Raw genomic sequence first — 17,045 nt, 5'->3', positions numbered from 1 at the left:
GGTCCCGTGTCAGTGGCCCATGGCCACTCCGCCGTCCACGGGGAGCACGGCGCCGGTGACGTAGCCGGCGTCCTCCCCGGTGAGGTAGCCGACGGCCGCCGCCACCTCGGAGGGGTCGGCCATCCGTCCTACGGGAACCTGCGCGAGCAGGACGGCACGGCGGTCCTCCGGGATGGCCGAGACCATGTCCGTGTCGGTGAAGCCCGGCGCGACCGTGTTCACCGTGATGCCGTGGCCGGCCACCTCCAGGGCCAGCGAACGGGCGAGACCGATCAGCCCGGCCTTGGACGCCGCGTAGTTCGTCTGTCCCACGGCGCCGGAGAACGCGACGGCCGAGGAGATCAGCACGATCCGCCCCCAGCGGCCGCGCATCATGGCCCGGGAGGCCAGTTTCGTGGCCAGGAACGCGCCGGTGAGGTTGGTACGCAGGACGACCTCGAAATCGTCCTGGGTCATGGTGAACAGCGGCCGGTCACGCGTGATGCCCGCGTTGACCACGAGTACCTCCACGGGACCGAGTGCGGCCTTCACCTCGGCGAAGGCGGCCGTGATCTGCTCGGGGTCGGTGACGTCGCACCGTACGCCGAACAGTCCTTCCGGCGGTTCACCGGTGCGGTAGGTGACCGCGACCTTGTCGCCGCGGTCGGCCAGGTGGCGTGCGATCGCGAGACCGATGCCTCGGTTGCCGCCGAACACCAGGGCAGTACGTGGCATGGAGTCGTCCTTCGGGTACGGGAACCTTACGGCTCGGGTCACTTGGCGGCGCGGTCGGTCTGCTCGGCGCGCGGAGGAGCGCCGCGGCGCTCGGTGCGCCAGTGCGTGTCGATGTGGTCCAGGCACGCGCGGCGCTCGTCGGCCGCCAGGACGGTCCGCCAACCGGCCGGCGGAGTGATGTCCGCCGGCCAGACGGAGTACTCGCCCCGGTCGTTGCGGAGCACGAGCCCGCCCTTCGCGGTGTCGTCGAACGGGCTGTTCACAGGGCCTCCTCGGGGCGGCCGAGCAGGGCCAGTTCCTTGGCCAGCCGCCTGCCGATCACCTCGGCGGGGCGGACGGTCAGCATGTCCAGGTGCGCGCAGTCGACGAGCTGTTCCACCGTGCGGCCGGCTACGTGGGGCATCCACGATTGGGCGATGGCCGCGTCACGATCGGGTTCCTCGGCCGCGGTGAAGAACAGGAGGTCTCCCTCGTACGGCTGCGGGTCGAATTCCCGGCGCAGCCGGATGAGGTTGCGCACGACGTGGATGAGGCATTCGTCGTCCGGGACGACCTGGCGGACCGCGGCGATCTCGTGGATGACGAGCTGCTCATGTTCGAGGTCGTACTCCCAGGGGCCGGAACTCTCTTCCTCGTCGACCATGACGGTGTCGAGCATGGCCAGCATCTCGACGCTCTCGCCGTCCCGCTGGAGCCGGGTGGCCAGCGCGTGCGCCACCAGCCCGCCGAACGACCAGCCGAGGAACCGGTAGGGGCCGTGCGGGCGCACCGTCCGGATCTGGACCAGGTAGTCGTCGACGAGTTCGTCGAGGGTCTCGGGGTGTTCCTCGCCGGGGACGATGCCGCGGGCCTGGAGCGCGTACACCGGCTGGTCGGGGCCGAGGTGGCGGAGCAGGGCGGCGTAGGCCCAGCCGAGCCCGAAGCCGGGGTGGACGCAGAACAGCGGCGGCCGGGAGCCCTCGGGGCGCAGCGGCAGGAGTACGTCGAAGTCGTTGCCCTGTTCGGCCCGGCCGAGGCGGTCGGCCAGGCCGGCGACGGTCGGCGTCTCGAACAGGTCGCGGACGGTCACGGACGCTCCGAGGACCTCGCTGATCCGGGCGACCAGCCTGATGGCCAGGAGGGAGTGCCCGCCGAGGTCGAAGAAGCTGTCGGACGCGCCCACCCGGGGCAGCCCCAGGGCTTCGGCGAACAGGCCGGCGATCTCCGCCTCCTGACGCGATTCGGGGACGCGTGACCCGGCGGCGGCCGTGAACCGCGGACGGGGGAGCCGGCCGCGGTCGAGCTTGCCGCTGGGCGAGAGCGGCAGTGTGTCCAGCACTGTCACCAGGTCCGGAACCATGTACTCCGGCAGGAATTTCGCGACGGAGGCCCGGATCCGGCCGCCGTCCGGCTCGTCGGCGCCGGGAGCAGGCGTGACGTAACCGACCAGCCGGCGCTCTCCGGTCTCGTCCTCGTGGACCGCGGCGGCGGTCTGCGCCACCTCCGGCCGGCGGGCGAGCGCGGACTCGACCTCGCCGAGTTCCAGCCGGAAACCGCGCAGCTTGACCTGGTCGTCGACGCGGCCGACGAAGTCCAGTTGCCCGTCGGCCCGCCACCGGACGAGGTCACCGGAGCGGTACATGCGGGCGCCGTCGGGGCCGAAGGGGTCGGCGACGAAACGGGACGCCGTGAGGGCGGGGCGGTCCAGGTAGCCGCGGGCCAGTCCCTCGCCCGCGATGTAGAGCTCGCCCGTGACCCCGACGGGCACCGGCCGCAGTCGGCCATCCAGGACGTACAGCCGGGTGTTGCGCAGCGGGCGGCCGATCGGCGGGGCCTCGCGCGTCGTCGGGGCGGCGTCGGAAGCGGCGGCATAGACGGTCGCCTCGGTCGGACCGTACGCGTTGACCAGCGTGGCGTCGGGGACGGCCGTCCTGAGCAGGCCGGCCACGTGCGGCGGCAGGGCCTCGCCGGCCAGCACCAGGTAGTCCGCCCGCACCCGCAGTCCGCCGTCCGTCACGAGACGGGCCAGCACTGAGGGGACACCGCTGACGAGGGTCCCCTCCCAGCTGCCCCGCTCGCTCAGCTCCAGCAGGTCACGGACGATCTCGATGCTGCCTCCGGACAGCAGCGCGCCGAAGATCTCGAACACGGAGACGTCGAAGTTGAGGGAGGTCGAGGCCAGGACCCGGCCCATGCCCGCGCCGAAGGTCTCGTGGGCCCAGGCGGCGAGGTTGCCCACGTTGGCGTGGCTGACGACGACGCCCTTGGGGCGCCCCGTCGACCCCGAGGTGTAGATGACGTAAGCGGTACGGGAAGGCGACTCCGGGACGTGGAACGTGCCGTCCGCCGCCCGTCCGAGCTCCGCCTCCAGCTGCGGGTCGTCCAGCCGCAGCACCGGTGCCTGCGGGTGGGCGGGCAGTCCCACCGCGGTGGCGGAGTCGCTGATCACCAGCGCGGGCGCGGAGTCCTCCAGCATGAAGGCCAGCCGCTCGCTCGGATATGCCGGGTCCAGCGGCACGTAGGCGGCACCCGCCTTGAGCACGGCCAGCACCGCGACGATCATCTTCTCCGAGCGGGGAAGCGAGACGCCGACGAAATCGCCGTCGCCCACGCCCCGATCGGCCAGTGCCCGGGCCAGCCGACCCGCGCGCTCGTCGAGTTCGCGGTAGGAGAGAGTCGTTTCACGGTGCACCACGGCCGGTGCGTCCCCCCGGAGCCGTACCTGCTCGGCGAAGAGGCCGATGATACCGGTCGAGGGGAGCGGGGCCGCCGTGTCGTTCCAGTCCTCCAGGGTGCGGGCGAGCTCCCGCTCGCCCATGATGTCCAGCTCGGTGACGGGACGCAGGGGGTCCACCGAGGCTCCGTCGAGCAGCCGCACCAGGTGGTCGCCGAGATCCGCGACGGCCTCCGCGTCGAAGCGCTCGACGTCGTACTCAAGGTAGACCCAGGCGTCCTCGCCGTCCTCCATGAAGGTGACCATCAGCTCGAACGCGGACGTGGCGTTGGCGACGGGCAGCCGTTCGACGCGCAGTCCGGCGCGCGGCACCGGGGCGGGCGAGGCGACACCGTGGTTGAGGCCGATCTGGAAGACCGGCTGTCGGCCGAAGCTGCGGGGCGGGTTCAGCGTGCGCACCAGATGGCTGAACGACAGGTGCTGGTGGCGCAGGCCCTGGAGCGTCTTGGCCCGCACCTGCCCCAGCAGGTCGAGGAACGTCGGGTCGCCCTCGGCACACCGCACGCGCAGGGGCATGGTGTTGACGGTGAGCCCGACGAGACGCTCGGAGCCGGGCTGGAGCCGGCTGGACATGGGCACGCCGAGCACCAGGTCCCGTTCACCGGTGTAGCGCATGAACAGCGCGAACGCCCCCGAGGCGAGCACCGGGAAGAGCGAGCTGCCCTGCTCCGCGGCCAGGGCCCGCAGTCGCGCGACCACGGGACGGGGGACGTCCTGGCGGACGGTCGCCGCCTGGCGGCGCGTCGTGCCGGCCAGGAGCGCCCGGGGCAGGTCGAGGGTGGCCGGGGCCCCGGCCAGTTCCGTCTTCCAGTGCTCGATCGCACGCTCCAGCCGCTTGGCCGAGGCGCCCCCGCCCGTCCACGCGTCGATGAACTCGGTGTAGCCGAGGGGCAGCGTCGTCAGCGGGTCGGGCCGCTCCTCGACGAGCGCCTCGTACAGTGCCTCGAACTCGCCTGCGAGGACCTCCATGGACGCCCCGTCGGCCACGCTGTGGTGCACGACGAGCAGCAGCACGTGCCGCTCCTCGGCCAGGCGCAGCAGCGTGGCCCGCAGGAGGGGCGCCCGGTCGAGGACGAACGGCTCGTCCTGCGCGGCGGTGAAGTGGGCGTCGAGCAGCCGCCGCGCGGACTCCTCGTCCGTCACGTCGAGTTCCACCGTCCGCAGGTCGAGCGAGACCTCGGCCGCCACGCACTGGACGTGCCCGCCGTTCTCCTCCCGCAGGCTCACCCGCAGGGCCTCGTGACGTTCCACGAGCGCGCTCAGGGCGGAGTGCAGAGCGGTCCGGTCGAGCGGTCCGCTCAGTTCCAGGGCCAGCGCCACGTTGTGCGTGCCCGGGCTGTCATGGGTCTGTTCGGTGAACAGAACACCCTCTTGGGCGGGGAGTAGCGGGAGGTTCCTGTCCTGCATGGGCATGGCTGTCCTGTCGCGGGGGCGGGCGCGGTGGCCTGGTCGGATGGGGACGGTGAGGTGGGTCTTCCGGATGGGGCCGCCCCGGGCTCCATCCGGAAGACGACCGCTTACGCCTGCGGTCCCGCCGCGAGGATCGTGCCGATCCGGGCGGCGAAGTCCTCCAGGTCCTCGTCGGTCGTGACCGCGCTGACGTACATCGGCTCCTCGATGTCCGGAGCCAGGTGGTATCCGGCCTCGCGCATTCCGGCGTACAGGGTGATGAACGGCTCCTGCTCCTGGCGGGCGACGTCCTGCTTGCCGCGGATCGGCGTGCCGTGGGGAACGAAGATCAATGCGAAGATCGAACCGGTCCGGATGAAGCTGAAGTCCAGGCCGTTTGCCACGCGGTGGCGCTCGACGGCCGCTTCGAGCAGCGCGCCCTTGCGTTCCAGTTCCTCGTAGAAGCCCGGCCGGGCGAGCTCCGCCAGGGTCGCCAGGCCGGCGGCCATGGTCAGCGGGTTGCCCGCGAGGGTGCCGCCCTGGAGTACGCGCTCCTCGTCCAGCAGCCGCATGATGTCGGCGCGACCGCCGAAGGCGCCCACGGGGGTGCCACCGCCGATGATCTTGCCGAAGGCGGTGAGGTCGGGGGAGACGCCCAGCAGGTTGCTCGCGGGGCCGTAGGTCAGTCGGAAACCGGTGATCACCTCGTCGAAGATGAGCACCGCGCCCTCACGGGTGCAGATGTCGCGCAGTTCCTGGAGGAAGCCCGGCTCCGGCAGCACGAGCGACATGTTGCAGGCGATGGGTTCGATGACGACGGCCGCGATCTCGCCCGGGTTCTCGGCGAAGAGCCGGCGCACGCCCTCCGTGTCGTTGTAGTCCGCGAAGAGGTTGGAACGCATGGCGACCGGGTCGAGACCGGCGTCGCGCATCTTCGCCTCGCCCTTGTTCTGGACCAGGTCGAAGTGGCCGTGATACCCGCCGTTGAACCGCATGATGCGGGTACGGCCGGTGTACGCGCGGGCCAGGCGCAGCGTGGACATGACCGCCTCGGTGCCGCTGCACACGAAGCGGAGCTGGTCGAGGTGGTCGGCGGTCGCGGTGATGCGCTCGGCGAGCTCGATCTCCTGCGGGCAGTACGTTCCGAAGAGCGTGCCGTTCGCGGCCTGGTCGGCGATGGCCTTGCTGACGGTCTCCGGCGCGTGGCCGAGGATCAGCGGGCCGAAGCCGCACATGAAGTCCACGTAGCGGTTGCCGTCGACGTCGTACAGGTACGGGCCGCGGGCCTCGGCCACGACCAGCGGCTCGGCCTTGACGTTGCGGCAGGCCCGCAGCGGGGAGCTGGTCCCCATGGGGATGACCGTCTGGGCGCGCTTGATCTCGGGCCTCATGACTGCTTTTCCTTTTCGGTTTCGATGGTGCACTCGCTGATCAGGACGGCCAGGAGGGCCTCGGCCTCTTCGCGGGTGTCGCGGGCGAAGTAGGCGGTCAGGACGGTCTCGAAGTTGAGCGGAGGGGCGAGGACGAAATCGCCGTCCTGCTTGTGGAGGTGGACGGTGGTGACGTCGTTCTTCTCGCACACCTCGACGGCCCGCGCGGTGTCACGCAGGAAACCGCTGTCCTCGATGGGGGCGTCGAACTCCAACGCGACCCGGTGGTGCGTGGGCTCGGGCGCGATCCGCCCGCGGCCCAGCTGGTGCAGGAGCGCGTAGGCGTCCAGACCGGTGCAGATGCGCAGCTGCTGGAAGGTGGTGGTGCCACCGCCGCAGAGCCGGGGGGCCAGTTCGAGGATGCGCAGGTTGCCCTGGCCGTCGAAGCGGAACTCGGCGTGGAAGGGCGAGTTGTCCAGACCCACGGCGGGCACGATGCTCTCCAGCATCGCCTGGAAGTCCACGCCGAGTTCGGGGTCGAAGGGCTCGGTGAGGTAGGCGACCTCGTGGAAGAGCGGGCCGACCAGGGGCGGCAGCTTGCGGTGCACCTGGAGCGCGAGCACTCGGCCCTCGCTCACCATGCCGTCCACGGCGTACTCGTTGCCGTCGAGGTACTCCTCGGCGAGCATCGTGGACTGGCCCGCGCTCTGGCGCAGCAGCGTGCAGACCCGCTTGGTCTGCACGAAGGCCTTGGCGAACTCGGCGGGGGTGTCCACCTTGACCACGCCGGCGCTGTAGAAGCCGTTCGAGGGCTTGAGCACGATCGGGAAGGAGAGCCCGGCCGCCCCGACGACCTCCAGGGCCGCGGGCGCCTTCAGCGACGGGTCGAGTTCGACGTGCCGGGTGATGTGGTCGCGGACCGCCGGGTGCGCCTTGAACCGGGTCTTGTCGGACAGGCACAGCAGGGCGTCGATGCTGCGCGCGGTCAGACCGAGCTCGGCGCGCAGCAGGTCCAGCTGGATCTGGTAGCTGTCGTGGAAGGAGATGACCTCGTCGACGGTGTCGAGGTCCACCGAGCTGCGGGCGCTGTCCGCTACGGTGCGCTGCCAGTTCTCCCGGTCGTCCGCGTCGAGGGCGGGCGGGGCGAAGAACTGCACGGTGTGGCCGTGCTCGTCGGCGTAGTGGAGGTAGTCACGGCAGTTCTCGCGCTGCCCGAGGATCAGTACGTTCACGGACCAGTCTGACTTTCTGTTCGTGGGATGTTGTAGCCGTCGGTGCACGCCGGCTGAGGGGTCTCGGCGCCTTCCGCCGGCGGACCGGCCTCGACGAGGAGGTTCTCCCGATTGGCCACTGCCTTGCGGATGCGCCAGAGGCAGACGACCGCCATCACGGCCTCGAAGAACGAGAAGATCAGCCAGATCACGGGCAGGAGGTCCGCTTCGCCCCGATGCGTCAGGACGACCGTCGCGATGGTGGGGACGCAGAGGCACCACATGAGGACGATCCGCGTCAGGAAGCCGAAGCGGGAGAGGCCGAAGCACTCCAGCACGGCGGAGCCGACCATGGAGAACATGAAGGCGGCGGAGTACGTCCACAGCACCCGTGAGGTGTTCACCGCGCTCTCGACCGTCTCCGGTCCGGCCTCGTTCAGGCCGAACGGCGACAGGAGCAGGGTCGGCGTGACGATCTGGAAGAACGCGACCACGGCCACGTACACACCACAGACGAGCAGGGTGCTCCGCATGATCCGCGGGACGCTCGTGTACAGCCCGGCGCCGATCGCGTTGCCGCACAGGATGTTGCAACCCAGCCCGAGGCCGATCAGCGGGATGACCGCCGCGTAGTTCAGGGACAGGGCCACGTTGTTGGCCGAGAGGGCCAGGAGACCGAGGACGCCGGCGAGCCAGACGAACGCCGTCTGCCCCAGCTCCTCCAGACCCATCGAGCCGCCCGCCGGCGCTCCACGGCGCAGCCGCAGCCACAGCTCGTGGATCAGGGAGCGCGCGCCCTGGCCGAGCAGCGCGGTGAGCCGGGCGGCGTAGCCCTTGGGGAGGCCGACGCAGTAGCCCACGAACATCACGACGACGGCGCTGAGCGTGCCGAGCGCCGATCCCCGCATGCCCATCTCGGGCAGTCCCAGGCGGCCGAAGACGAGACCGTAGGTCATCACCAGGCCGACGGCCTGGCCGATGAGGCCCACCGTCATCGGCACGCGGGTGCGGCCGATGCCGTTGAAGTAGGAGGACAGGGCCATGTTGAGCGTCATGACCGAGCCGAAGAGCGTGGACAGGCCCAAGTACTGGGCCTCCAGCTCCTGGACGGCCCCCGGCTGGCCGCTGAGCGCCGGGATGCTCGTGATCAGCGGGGTCGACGCCAGCAGCAGCACGCACAGCACGAGCGCCAGGGCGATGCCCCGGGCGCCCTCGTCCATGGTGCCGCGGTCGTCCTTGCGCCCGTTGGCCTGGGCCACGTAGGAGCGGGTGATCCCCACCGTGCCCGTCGCGAGCATGATCAGCGTGGTGGCGGTGAAGACCGCCGGCCCCGAGGCCTGGAGCGTTTCCTCGGAGTAGCGGGCCAGGCAGATGCGGTCGACCAGCATCAGGACGAGATTGCCCACCATGCCGAACATCAACGGCGCCGAGACGCGCACGACCTCGCGCATGACCGACCCGTCGAAGAGGCGGTCGCGGGGCACCGGGCGGCCGAGCCGTCGCGGTGCTCTCACAGCTCGACGCCGGAATCCACGAGCAGTTCGCGGACGCTCTTCACCAGCGCTTCCCGGTCCGTCAGGTCGAAGGGCAGCACGTCGCCGACGTCGAGCATGGCGTCCAGGCGCTCCTCCAGCCCGACCAGGAAGCGCATCTGGTCGAGCGAACTGACGATGATCTCGGACGGCGCCGAGTCGGCCGGGACGTCCCGCGCCGTCGCGAGCTGCTCCAGGAGCTCGGAAACCACGCCTGCGATATCTTCCATGGAACTCATTCCTCAGTGGTGTGGCGGACCGGGGGTCCGTCCCCCGGGGAGGGGCAGACCCCGCGGGGCTCAGCTCGTGGCCGCCGGGAGCAGACCATAGGACTTCAGGGCGTAGGCGAGCCGGTCCAGACCGATGCCCGCGCAGCAGGTGGCGTCCACGCCGAGGTCACGCAGACCGAACGAGTCGGCGAAGACCTCGCCGTGCAGGTTCACGCTGGCCACCGACAGCTCGCCGTCGGCCAGCGGGATGCGGACCTCGCACTTGCTGCCGTTGAGCAGCTGGGCGTCCCGGGTGATCGAGGGGTCGTTGCCGAAGAAGGCGTCCGAGGCGCTGACTATCCGGTGCGGGACGTCGAGCGAGGCGAAGAAGTCGGTGAACGACTCAAGGAGCCGCTCGTACGTCTCCCGGACCTGCTCCGTGCCACCCAGCCGCACCAGCTCGAACATCGTGAACTCGGCGAGGCGGGTGGCCCCGTGGTTGTGCGACTCGTTGCGGAAGACTGGCCCCTCGATGCCGAACAGGCCGCCGTCCTCACCACCGTGACGGTCGATCAACGTGCGGGCGTTGGCGTACACGTGGTAGCACGTGACCGGGTTGAGCACCATCTCCGACGGGACGTAGTACGAGGCCAGGGCCTCGGTCTGCCCCGGTCGGAGCTGCGAGACGGACACCCCGTCCCAGTAGTCCGGGCGGATCCGGCCCACGGAGTTCACCAGGTTCGGGAACTTCTGGTAGTAGCCCGCGCGCACCAGGACATCACGGGGGATCTGCGCCGATCCCGTCAGCTGCGGGGCGTCGAACCTGGCGGCGACGCCCTCCCGGACGAGGGTCCGGGTGTGCTCCATGGCCGCGCGCCACTCGGGCCCGTGCAGGTAGGTGCCGGCGGCCACCGGTATCCGGTCGTCGGCCGGCAGTCCACAGGAACGCTCCGTCTTCGGGGTGTGCTCCGCGTAGACGTTGACAGCGACCTCGCGGTGGCCGCGCAGGAAGTGCCGGACCGTTTCGCCCAGTTCCTGCTCGCTCAAACCCGTTCCGGCGGGGACCGTGACGTCGATGCCGGAGCCCGGGAACGTCACCTCGGCGCTGCCGTAGTAGAACGTGAGGGCCTTGCGGAGCTCGTTGGCGGCTTCCGCGCCGACCGTACGGGCGTGGTGATAGCCCACGCTGTTCACAGTGCTGCCCCTCAGATGCGGTGCCGCATGGGCACCCAGTCGGCGAGGAGGATGGCCCGCTCGCCCGGACGCGGTTCGCTGCCCTTGCGGATGGGCGCCACGTAGTGGCTGACCAGGTCGTCCGTGATGGCGTACGAGTCCAGCGGCTTCTGCAGCTGGAACTCGGAGAGGATGTCGTGCGACGGGACGTCCTGCGGCTGCTTGCCGCGGTGGGGCGGCGTGGCGATGACGTTGTGTCCGCCCTCGGCGTTGTCGCGGTAGATCATGTGGCAGAAGACGTAGGGCTCGCCGTCCTGGTGCAGCTCGTTGGGCGAGGAGACGGCCTCCTTCTCGTCGTCGTCGATGTGCAGCTTGATGAGGTGCACGCCCACGTAGAGCGGCCAGACGGAGTCGTCCTCGCTCCAGCGGGTCTGCTCGAAGTCGAACTGGATCATGTCCAGGACGAGCGGGTTGTCGAGGACCTCGTCGCCGATGGCCGGCAGGTTCCGCACCACGCCCACGTACTCGGGGTTGTTGTCACCCTGGTAGTAGCCGTTCATGCCCTCGCGGGCCTGGCTTTCCGTCGCGGGCATCCAGAAGAATTCCTTCGACCAGGGAAGGAAAACTCCGCGGGCGTAGCGGCGGTGCCGTCCGGACCCCGGAGCGTAGGGGTCGAGCGGAAGATCGCCGTAAGCGGAACGTAGTGCCTTGTAATTCTCATCCTCCGCGGTGATGCCGAAGTGATCTGCGAGATCCCAACGGTCATACCCGTTTTTCGAGAGTTCGGAAGGCGTAATTGACATACCCGTTTCCCCCAGTGAGCCGTCGTATTCCTCGGGTGACCCTAGGTCACGTCCGGGCGTCCGCCAATGTGTGGATGATCACACTGCGGGATCGTCGGCGGTTGTGATCGGGTAGACTCGAACAGCCCGCTGGCCAGGGCAAGTGCCGTACAGCGGACTTCGGATACCGCAAGTCGTGCACCTGAGTCGACAAGCTTGGTCGCCCACTGTGACGGCGCGGCGCGAGGGCTTGGGGGGCTCCGCCGCGCTAATCCGCAGCCTCCCGCGTATTCACCGGGACCACTTTCCACTTCCGTATTGACATGTGCTTGCTGTGGGAATTAGCGTCCGACCTCGTGCGGGGCGGCCGGATGAAATTACGAATTCTGCTCGACTGTCCGGTGCGCGACTTTTTGCACCGATAAAACGTACTCACTGATCCGGGGGAAGTGGAATGTCGGAAGCAATCGATAACAAGATCGCGGCGATCCTCAAGCAGGTGGCCGAACTGCCGGACTCCTTCGAGGTCAAGGCCGAGCAGGACCTGAAGGCCGACCTGGAGATCGACTCCTTGAAGCTCATCGACGTCGTCGTCCTCGTCGAGGCCGAACTCGACATCGAGATCGGCGACGATTTCGCCGGCCAGATCGTCACCGTCGCCGACCTCCAGCGGCAGGTCGACAGCCTGGTCGCCGGCTGACGCCCCAGAACCTCGGCTCTCACCCAGTCCCTCGGAGGATCGTGTGTTCGAGTTCAACCTGAACCAGGTGGCGCTGTGCGCGCCGGACGGCGTGACGGAGACGGGTGAGCCCGACGGACTGCCGGAGGACCTGTACGACGTCATCGGCTCCACCGGCGACCAGTTCCGCGACTGGTTCACCCGGCTGTGCCTCTACTTGGTGCGCACCTGCGGGGAACTCCCCGAAGGCCGCACCGACGAGACGGTCGTGATCGGCACGGAGTACGGGAACACCGCGGCCCTCGCCCGGCTCCAGCGCGACGCCGCCGCCAAGGGACGACTGCTCTCCGCGCAGTACTTCCCCAACGCGACGTCCAGCTCAGCCGCGGCCTTCGTCAACCTCACCATCGGGGCGACCGGCCGCAACATGACGCTCAACGGGGGACTGCTCACCCCCGTCACCGCCATGTGGCAGGCGCTTTCGGCGCTGGACCGCGACCGCTCCGGCATCAGCAGACTCCTCGTCGGTGACGTCTACTCGCCCGAGGGACTCCAGGACGCCGAGCACGACACCCCCGGCCTCGCCTGCGACTCGGGAGTGGCCCACGCGACCCTGGCCAAGGGCCGGGACTTCAAGGCCGAGTTCGACTTCTCCGCGCCCGCGTCCGATGAGGTCGGGACACCGGTCGGTGTGCACATCCGAGTGACCGGGGTGGGCGGCGCGGCGACGGAGGCGACTGCGGCGGCGACGTCGTACGGGCGCAACGGAGCTTTCGTCACGGCCGACTTCCTTCGAGCGGCCTACGCGCTGCGGCCCGCCGAGAGCGCCGTACTCACGTGCCTGAGCCCCCTCGGGCGCCGGGCCACCGTCACCGTCACCCGGCAGAAGGGCACCACCCGTGGGCATGGCTAGCAGTTCGACGCCGGAGCCGACCCGAGTCTTCGTGACCGGACTCGGCATGATCTCGCCCGCCGGTGCGGGTGTGGCCCCGTTCTGGGACGATCTCTGCGCGGGACGGCAGCGCTTCGAGGAACTGCCGCCCCTGTACCCGGGCATGAAGTCCGGCATTCTGGGCGGCCGGGTCCCCCGGTCCGCGTACGAGGAGGCCCTCGCCCGGGCGAGGGCCGAGACGCGGGCCGCCCCGCGCGCCGCCTCGGTCTTCGCCGAGTACGCCGCGTTGGAAGCCCTCCAGGACGCCGGCCTGAACCCCGGGGAGGCCGCACTGCGCGACGCCGTGGTCTGCGTCGGCAGCAGCGACGGCCAGGCCGACGCGCTGGAAGACCTCGTCGCGGGCCGCCGCGACGTGAAGGAGACCGGCGGCTTCTCCAGCTACTCCATCTCGGAGGGAGTCGCCCGCGCCGTGGGCTCCCGCGGCCAGGTGTTCACCGCCCAGAGCACCTGCGCCTCCGCCAACGTGGCCCTGTCGTGCGCCCTGGAACTCCTGCGCTCCGGCGCGGCCGACACCGCGATCGTCGGCGGCTGCGACCCGTACTCCGAGAAGAACATCATCGGGTTCACCACCCTCCAGGCCATCGGACCGGCGCCCTGCCGGCCCTTCGCCGGGAACCGTCGCTTCGTCACGCCCTCCGAGGGTGCCGGCGTACTCGTCCTGCAGACCGAACGGGCGCTGCGCCCCGGCACCAGGCCGTACGCCGAGGTACTCGCCACGGCGGTCAGCAACGACGCCGGTCACCCCACCGCGCCCGACCGCGACGGCGTGGCCGCCTGCCACCGCCGGGCACTGGACGAGGCAGGGCTCGGGCCCGAGGACATCGACGTGATCTTCGCGCACGGGACCGGCAGCCGCGCCAACGACGCCATCGAGGGCGGGATCTTCGCCGAGCACTACCCGAAGGCCGCCGTCACCGCCATCAAGGGCACGATCGGACACCTGATGGGCGGGGCGGGCGCCGCCGGCTCGGTCGCCGCGTGCCTCACCCTGCGGCACCGTCTGGTCCCGCCCACCCCGGTCGAGGCCTCCGAGGTGGAACTCGACATCAACCTCGTCACCGGAACACCGCGCGCCCTGCCCGAGCTCCGGCACGTCCAGAGCAACGCCTTCGGTTTCGGCGGCAACAACGCCATCGCCATCTTCCGGAGCGCCGAGTGAACGCCGCTCCCACCCCCGGGACGGCGGACACCTCTCCGGGGCTGCCCGCCGTCCCGCAGGACGCGTTCCTCCCGCTGCGCCTGACGTACGACGGCCCGCTCGCCGTGCTCACCATGGACAGCCCGCCGGCGAACACCTTCGACGCGGCGATGTGGCGGGGCTGGGCGCAGGCGATGCGATGGCTGACCGAGCATCCGCCGCGCGCCCTGCTCGTGCGGGCCGGCGGACGCATCGTCAGCGCGGGCGTCGACGTCCAGGTCTTCGCGGACCTGGACCCGGACACCGCCGAGGAGTTCTGGCACGGTCAACTGCGCATCACCCAGGCCCTGGAGAAGCTGCCGTGTCCCACGGTGTTCGCAGCGCACTCCCTGACCCTGACAGCCGCCTTCGAACTCGCCCTCGCGTGCGACCTGATCGTGGCCACCGCCTCCGCGCGGTTCGGCCTCGTCGAGCGCAAGGTCGGCTTCACCCCGTCCATGGGCGGCACCCAGCGCCTGGCCGAACGCGCCGGTCCCGGTCGGGCCCGGGAGCTCGTCATGACCGGCGACCTGTACCGCGGCGCCACCCTGGCGGACTGGGGCGTGGTGAACGCGCTGTTCGAGCCGGCCACCTTCCACGCTGACGCGCACGCGTACGCCCTGCGGCTGGCCAACGGCCCCACCGTGGCCCACGGCGCGACGAAGCAGGTCGTCCGCGCCTACCTCGACGGCGGTGTCGAGGCCGCGGACGGTCTCCTGCCCGCGGTGGCGGGACGGGTCGCGCGTTCCTCGGACCACGCCCGCGCGGTCGCCGCCTTCCTCGCCGACGGCCCGGAACACGCCACGACCTACGCGGGGGAGTGACGCATGCGGTCGCCGACCGCCCCCGCCGCCCACTGCCGGTCGGTCTGAGCGCGGAGGCGTCCGCCCCGTGTCTCAGGGGGCGGCGCGCCGGGCCAGACCGAGCGCGTACTCCGGCCACCAGTCGCCGGCCGGCGGGCCGCCCCGGCAGGTGCCGTCGGACTCGCCCGGCCGCTTGATCCACAGGTAGGCGTCGAGCCGGTCGTCGCCGGTGTCGGTGGTCGGCGGGGTGCCGAGCCCCCGGCCCGGCGGGTTGCACCAGTCCTCGGCACGGCCCCCGGGCAGGGGGCCGTTGCCGTTGCGGCTGGTGTCGATCACGTAGTGCGCGCCGCCGACGGAGTCGGAGAGCAGCCGGGCGTACTCCTTGACGCGCCCGTTGGACTGGAAGTTGGAGACGTTCAGCGAGAAGCCGTCGGCGCGATCGATCCCCGCCTGCTGGAGCGGCACGGCGATCTTGGACGGCTCCTCGATCCAGTCGGGGTTGCCCGCGTCCAGGTAGACCTTGGTGTTCGGCTGCGCCTTGAGCGTGTCCACCGCCTCGGAGAGCAGCTGGTAGCGCTCGGCGTGGTGCTCGGGCGGGGTGCAGCCGTCCGCGATGTGGGGGAGGGCGTCCGGCTCCAGGATCACGGTCGCCGGGGCGTCCCCGACGGCGGCGGCGAACTCCCCGATCCAGGCCCGGTAGGCGTCCGCGTCCTGCGCGCCGCCCGCGGAGTACAGCCCGCAGTCCCGGTGCGGGATGTTGTACGCGACGAGCAGGATCGTCTTCCGGGTGCGGGAGGCCGCCTTCGCGGCGGCCTGGATCTGCGGGGCCGGGTCGTCCCACGCGGGCCAGTCGGCCACCGGCCGCCCGGAGATCCGCCGCAGGACCTTCGCGTCCGCCTTGCGCCCCTCTTTCTCCCAGGTGCGGACCTGGCGGGCGGCGTCGCTGTCCGGGTCGACCCAGTACGGGGACGCGGCGCTCGGGGCGGGCTCGCCCCGGACGAGCTCGTCCGCCTCCTCGGCGGTGCGGGTGACGCGCGGCTCCGGCGCGGCACAGCCCGCGGTGAGGGCGGTCGCCAGGGCGAGGGCGGTCACGACGGGGAAAGTACGGAGAAGCGTGCGCGGGAGGGCGCGGGGGAAGGCACGGGGGACGACTCTGCGGCCGGACATCCAGACCCCTCGGACGGCGGTGGCTCACGGCAGGGAAACGTGAGTAATCGTGACATAGTGGTCACCGAGAGTGGCGATGCGACACCATCGGCACCAGGGCGGCGCTCAGGTGGAGGCCGCCAGCGTGATCCCCAGCGGCGTGCGCTCGTACAGCACCTGGTGCCCGTAGCGCCGCGAGGTCAGCAGCCCCGCTCCCCGCAGCACCGACAGATGCGCCGATACGGAGGAGGGGGCGAGGCCGAGCCGGTGGGCCAGAGCGCTCGTGCCCGCCGGTTCGTCGAGCGCGCACAGCACGTCCGCCCGGACCCGGCCCAGCAGCCGGGCCAGGGTCTGCGGGGTCCGCTCGCCGGCCTCGCTCCACAGCCCGCCGATGCCGCGGGCCGGGTAGACCACCGCGGGCTGCCACGGCTCCTCGAAACCGCCCACCACGTCCGGCCAGACGAACACGCTCGGCATCAGCACCAGCCCCTGCCCGCCGAGCACCCGTTCGTGGTCGCCCCGCGTCCCGGTCACCGTCAGCGTGGAGCCGCTCCACCCCAGCTGCGGGCTCACCTCGCCCAGCAGCCGTTCGAGGCCGCTCTCCGCCAGCCGCCGGGAGTGGTAGGCGATGTCGGCCTCCAGCAGCGCCCGCAGCCGGGGCCAGTGCGGGGCGATCAGCACCTGCCAGGCCCGCTCCAGCAGATCGGCCAGCTGTTGTACGGCCCCGGCGGGGTCGCCCAGCATCCGCCGCCCGGCCGCCGATTCCTGAAGGCCGGGCCGCTCCGCGAGAGCCAGCGCCAGATCGGCCCGCGCCACCTCCGGACCGACCGCCCTCACGCTCGCGATCTCCTCCTCGAAGGTGGCCAGCGGGCCCAGCGGGGGCGGGCAGAGGAAGTCCGGGTTGTGGCCGCCCTCCGGCATGACCAGCCACAGCGGTCCGAGGTCCAGGTCCGAGGCGGCCGCGCGGATCTCCCGGAGCCAGGGCAGGTGGTAGCCGTGCCGTTGCGGGCGGGCCAGGGTGCGCACGGCCTCCTGCGCCTCCCAGAGCGGGGAGAGCGCGAACCGGCAGCGCAGCAGATCGCGCTCGCCGAAGTGCAGCTGGAACGGCACGCTTCCCCCTCCCGTGACCGACCGCGAAGATTCGTCCCCAGCCGAAAGTCTACGGCGGCGGGCCGCCCGGCCCCAGGCTCTCCCC

Annotated in this window: 15 protein-coding genes; 4 read left to right on the top strand and 11 right to left on the bottom strand. The window is 71.1% G+C overall.

Features of this window, described 5'->3' with window-relative positions:
- Positions 1-9: 9 nt before the first annotated feature.
- From fabG to ACZ5WC_RS20280, 9 genes are all read right to left on the bottom strand, one after another.
- A complete protein-coding gene (fabG, locus tag ACZ5WC_RS20320; protein ID WP_468542111.1) occupies positions 10-714 on the bottom strand; it encodes a 3-oxoacyl-ACP reductase FabG in 705 nt (234 codons plus the stop codon).
- A gap of 38 nt (positions 715-752) precedes the next feature.
- The gene (locus tag ACZ5WC_RS20315) at positions 753-977 is read right to left on the bottom strand and encodes an MbtH family NRPS accessory protein (protein WP_468542110.1); all 225 of its coding nucleotides are present in this window, start codon (positions 975-977) and stop codon (positions 753-755) included.
- On the bottom strand, positions 974-4,834 hold the full coding sequence (locus tag ACZ5WC_RS20310) for a non-ribosomal peptide synthetase (RefSeq protein WP_468542109.1): 3,861 nt from the start codon (positions 4,832-4,834) through the stop codon (positions 974-976). Before ACZ5WC_RS20310 ends, ACZ5WC_RS20315 begins: the two co-directional genes overlap by 4 nt.
- 110 nt (positions 4,835-4,944) lie before the next feature.
- Positions 4,945-6,207 (bottom strand): aspartate aminotransferase family protein, encoded by a 1,263-nt coding sequence (locus ACZ5WC_RS20305; RefSeq protein ID WP_468542108.1) that lies wholly within the window; start codon positions 6,205-6,207, stop codon positions 4,945-4,947.
- Entirely contained in the window at positions 6,204-7,418 is a 1,215-nt protein-coding gene (locus tag ACZ5WC_RS20300) for an ATP-grasp domain-containing protein (protein ID WP_468542107.1), read from the bottom strand. The genes ACZ5WC_RS20305 and ACZ5WC_RS20300 overlap by 4 nt, the downstream gene beginning before the upstream one ends.
- Positions 7,415-8,911: an MATE family efflux transporter gene (locus ACZ5WC_RS20295; RefSeq protein WP_468542106.1), complete on the bottom strand. Its 1,497-nt coding sequence runs from the start codon at positions 8,909-8,911 to the stop codon at positions 7,415-7,417. Before ACZ5WC_RS20295 ends, ACZ5WC_RS20300 begins: the two co-directional genes overlap by 4 nt.
- A complete protein-coding gene (locus ACZ5WC_RS20290; protein WP_468542105.1) occupies positions 8,908-9,159 on the bottom strand; it encodes a hypothetical protein in 252 nt (83 codons plus the stop codon). The genes ACZ5WC_RS20295 and ACZ5WC_RS20290 overlap by 4 nt, the downstream gene beginning before the upstream one ends.
- Positions 9,160-9,228: 69 nt before the next feature.
- The gene (locus tag ACZ5WC_RS20285) at positions 9,229-10,323 is read right to left on the bottom strand and encodes a class-II aminoacyl-tRNA synthetase family protein (RefSeq protein WP_468542104.1); all 1,095 of its coding nucleotides are present in this window, start codon (positions 10,321-10,323) and stop codon (positions 9,229-9,231) included.
- Positions 10,324-10,343: 20 nt separating this feature from the next.
- A complete protein-coding gene (locus tag ACZ5WC_RS20280; RefSeq protein WP_096628410.1) occupies positions 10,344-11,114 on the bottom strand; it encodes a 2OG-Fe dioxygenase family protein in 771 nt (256 codons plus the stop codon).
- A gap of 433 nt (positions 11,115-11,547) precedes the next feature.
- Here ACZ5WC_RS20280 and ACZ5WC_RS20275 point away from each other — a divergent pair, with 433 nt between their 5' ends.
- The 4 genes from ACZ5WC_RS20275 to ACZ5WC_RS20260 are packed head-to-tail and all read left to right on the top strand — an operon-like array spanning position 11,548 to position 14,725.
- Positions 11,548-11,793, top strand: coding sequence for an acyl carrier protein (locus ACZ5WC_RS20275; protein ID WP_468542103.1), 246 nt, complete (start codon positions 11,548-11,550; stop codon positions 11,791-11,793).
- A 43-nt stretch (positions 11,794-11,836) separates the two neighbouring features.
- The gene (locus ACZ5WC_RS20270; protein ID WP_468542102.1) at positions 11,837-12,685 is read left to right on the top strand and encodes a hypothetical protein; all 849 of its coding nucleotides are present in this window, start codon (positions 11,837-11,839) and stop codon (positions 12,683-12,685) included.
- Positions 12,678-13,883, top strand: a complete 1,206-nt coding sequence (locus ACZ5WC_RS20265; RefSeq protein ID WP_468542101.1) for a beta-ketoacyl synthase N-terminal-like domain-containing protein — start codon at positions 12,678-12,680, stop codon at positions 13,881-13,883. Before ACZ5WC_RS20270 ends, ACZ5WC_RS20265 begins: the two co-directional genes overlap by 8 nt.
- On the top strand, positions 13,880-14,725 hold the full coding sequence (locus ACZ5WC_RS20260; protein ID WP_468542100.1) for an enoyl-CoA hydratase/isomerase family protein: 846 nt from the start codon (positions 13,880-13,882) through the stop codon (positions 14,723-14,725). Before ACZ5WC_RS20265 ends, ACZ5WC_RS20260 begins: the two co-directional genes overlap by 4 nt.
- A gap of 72 nt (positions 14,726-14,797) precedes the next feature.
- Here ACZ5WC_RS20260 and ACZ5WC_RS20255 read toward each other — a convergent pair whose 3' ends face one another.
- A complete protein-coding gene (locus ACZ5WC_RS20255) occupies positions 14,798-15,871 on the bottom strand; it encodes a glycoside hydrolase family 6 protein (protein ID WP_468542099.1) in 1,074 nt (357 codons plus the stop codon).
- Positions 15,872-15,976: 105 nt separating this feature from the next.
- Positions 15,977-16,960, bottom strand: a complete 984-nt coding sequence (locus ACZ5WC_RS20250) for an ArsR/SmtB family transcription factor (RefSeq protein ID WP_468542098.1) — start codon at positions 16,958-16,960, stop codon at positions 15,977-15,979.
- Positions 16,961-17,045: the final 85 nt, after the last annotated feature.

This window comes from Streptomyces sp. NPDC033165, assembly GCF_055577965.1.
The sequence above is the reverse complement of the archived record's forward strand: the minus strand, read 5'-3'. Positions and strand labels throughout refer to the sequence as shown.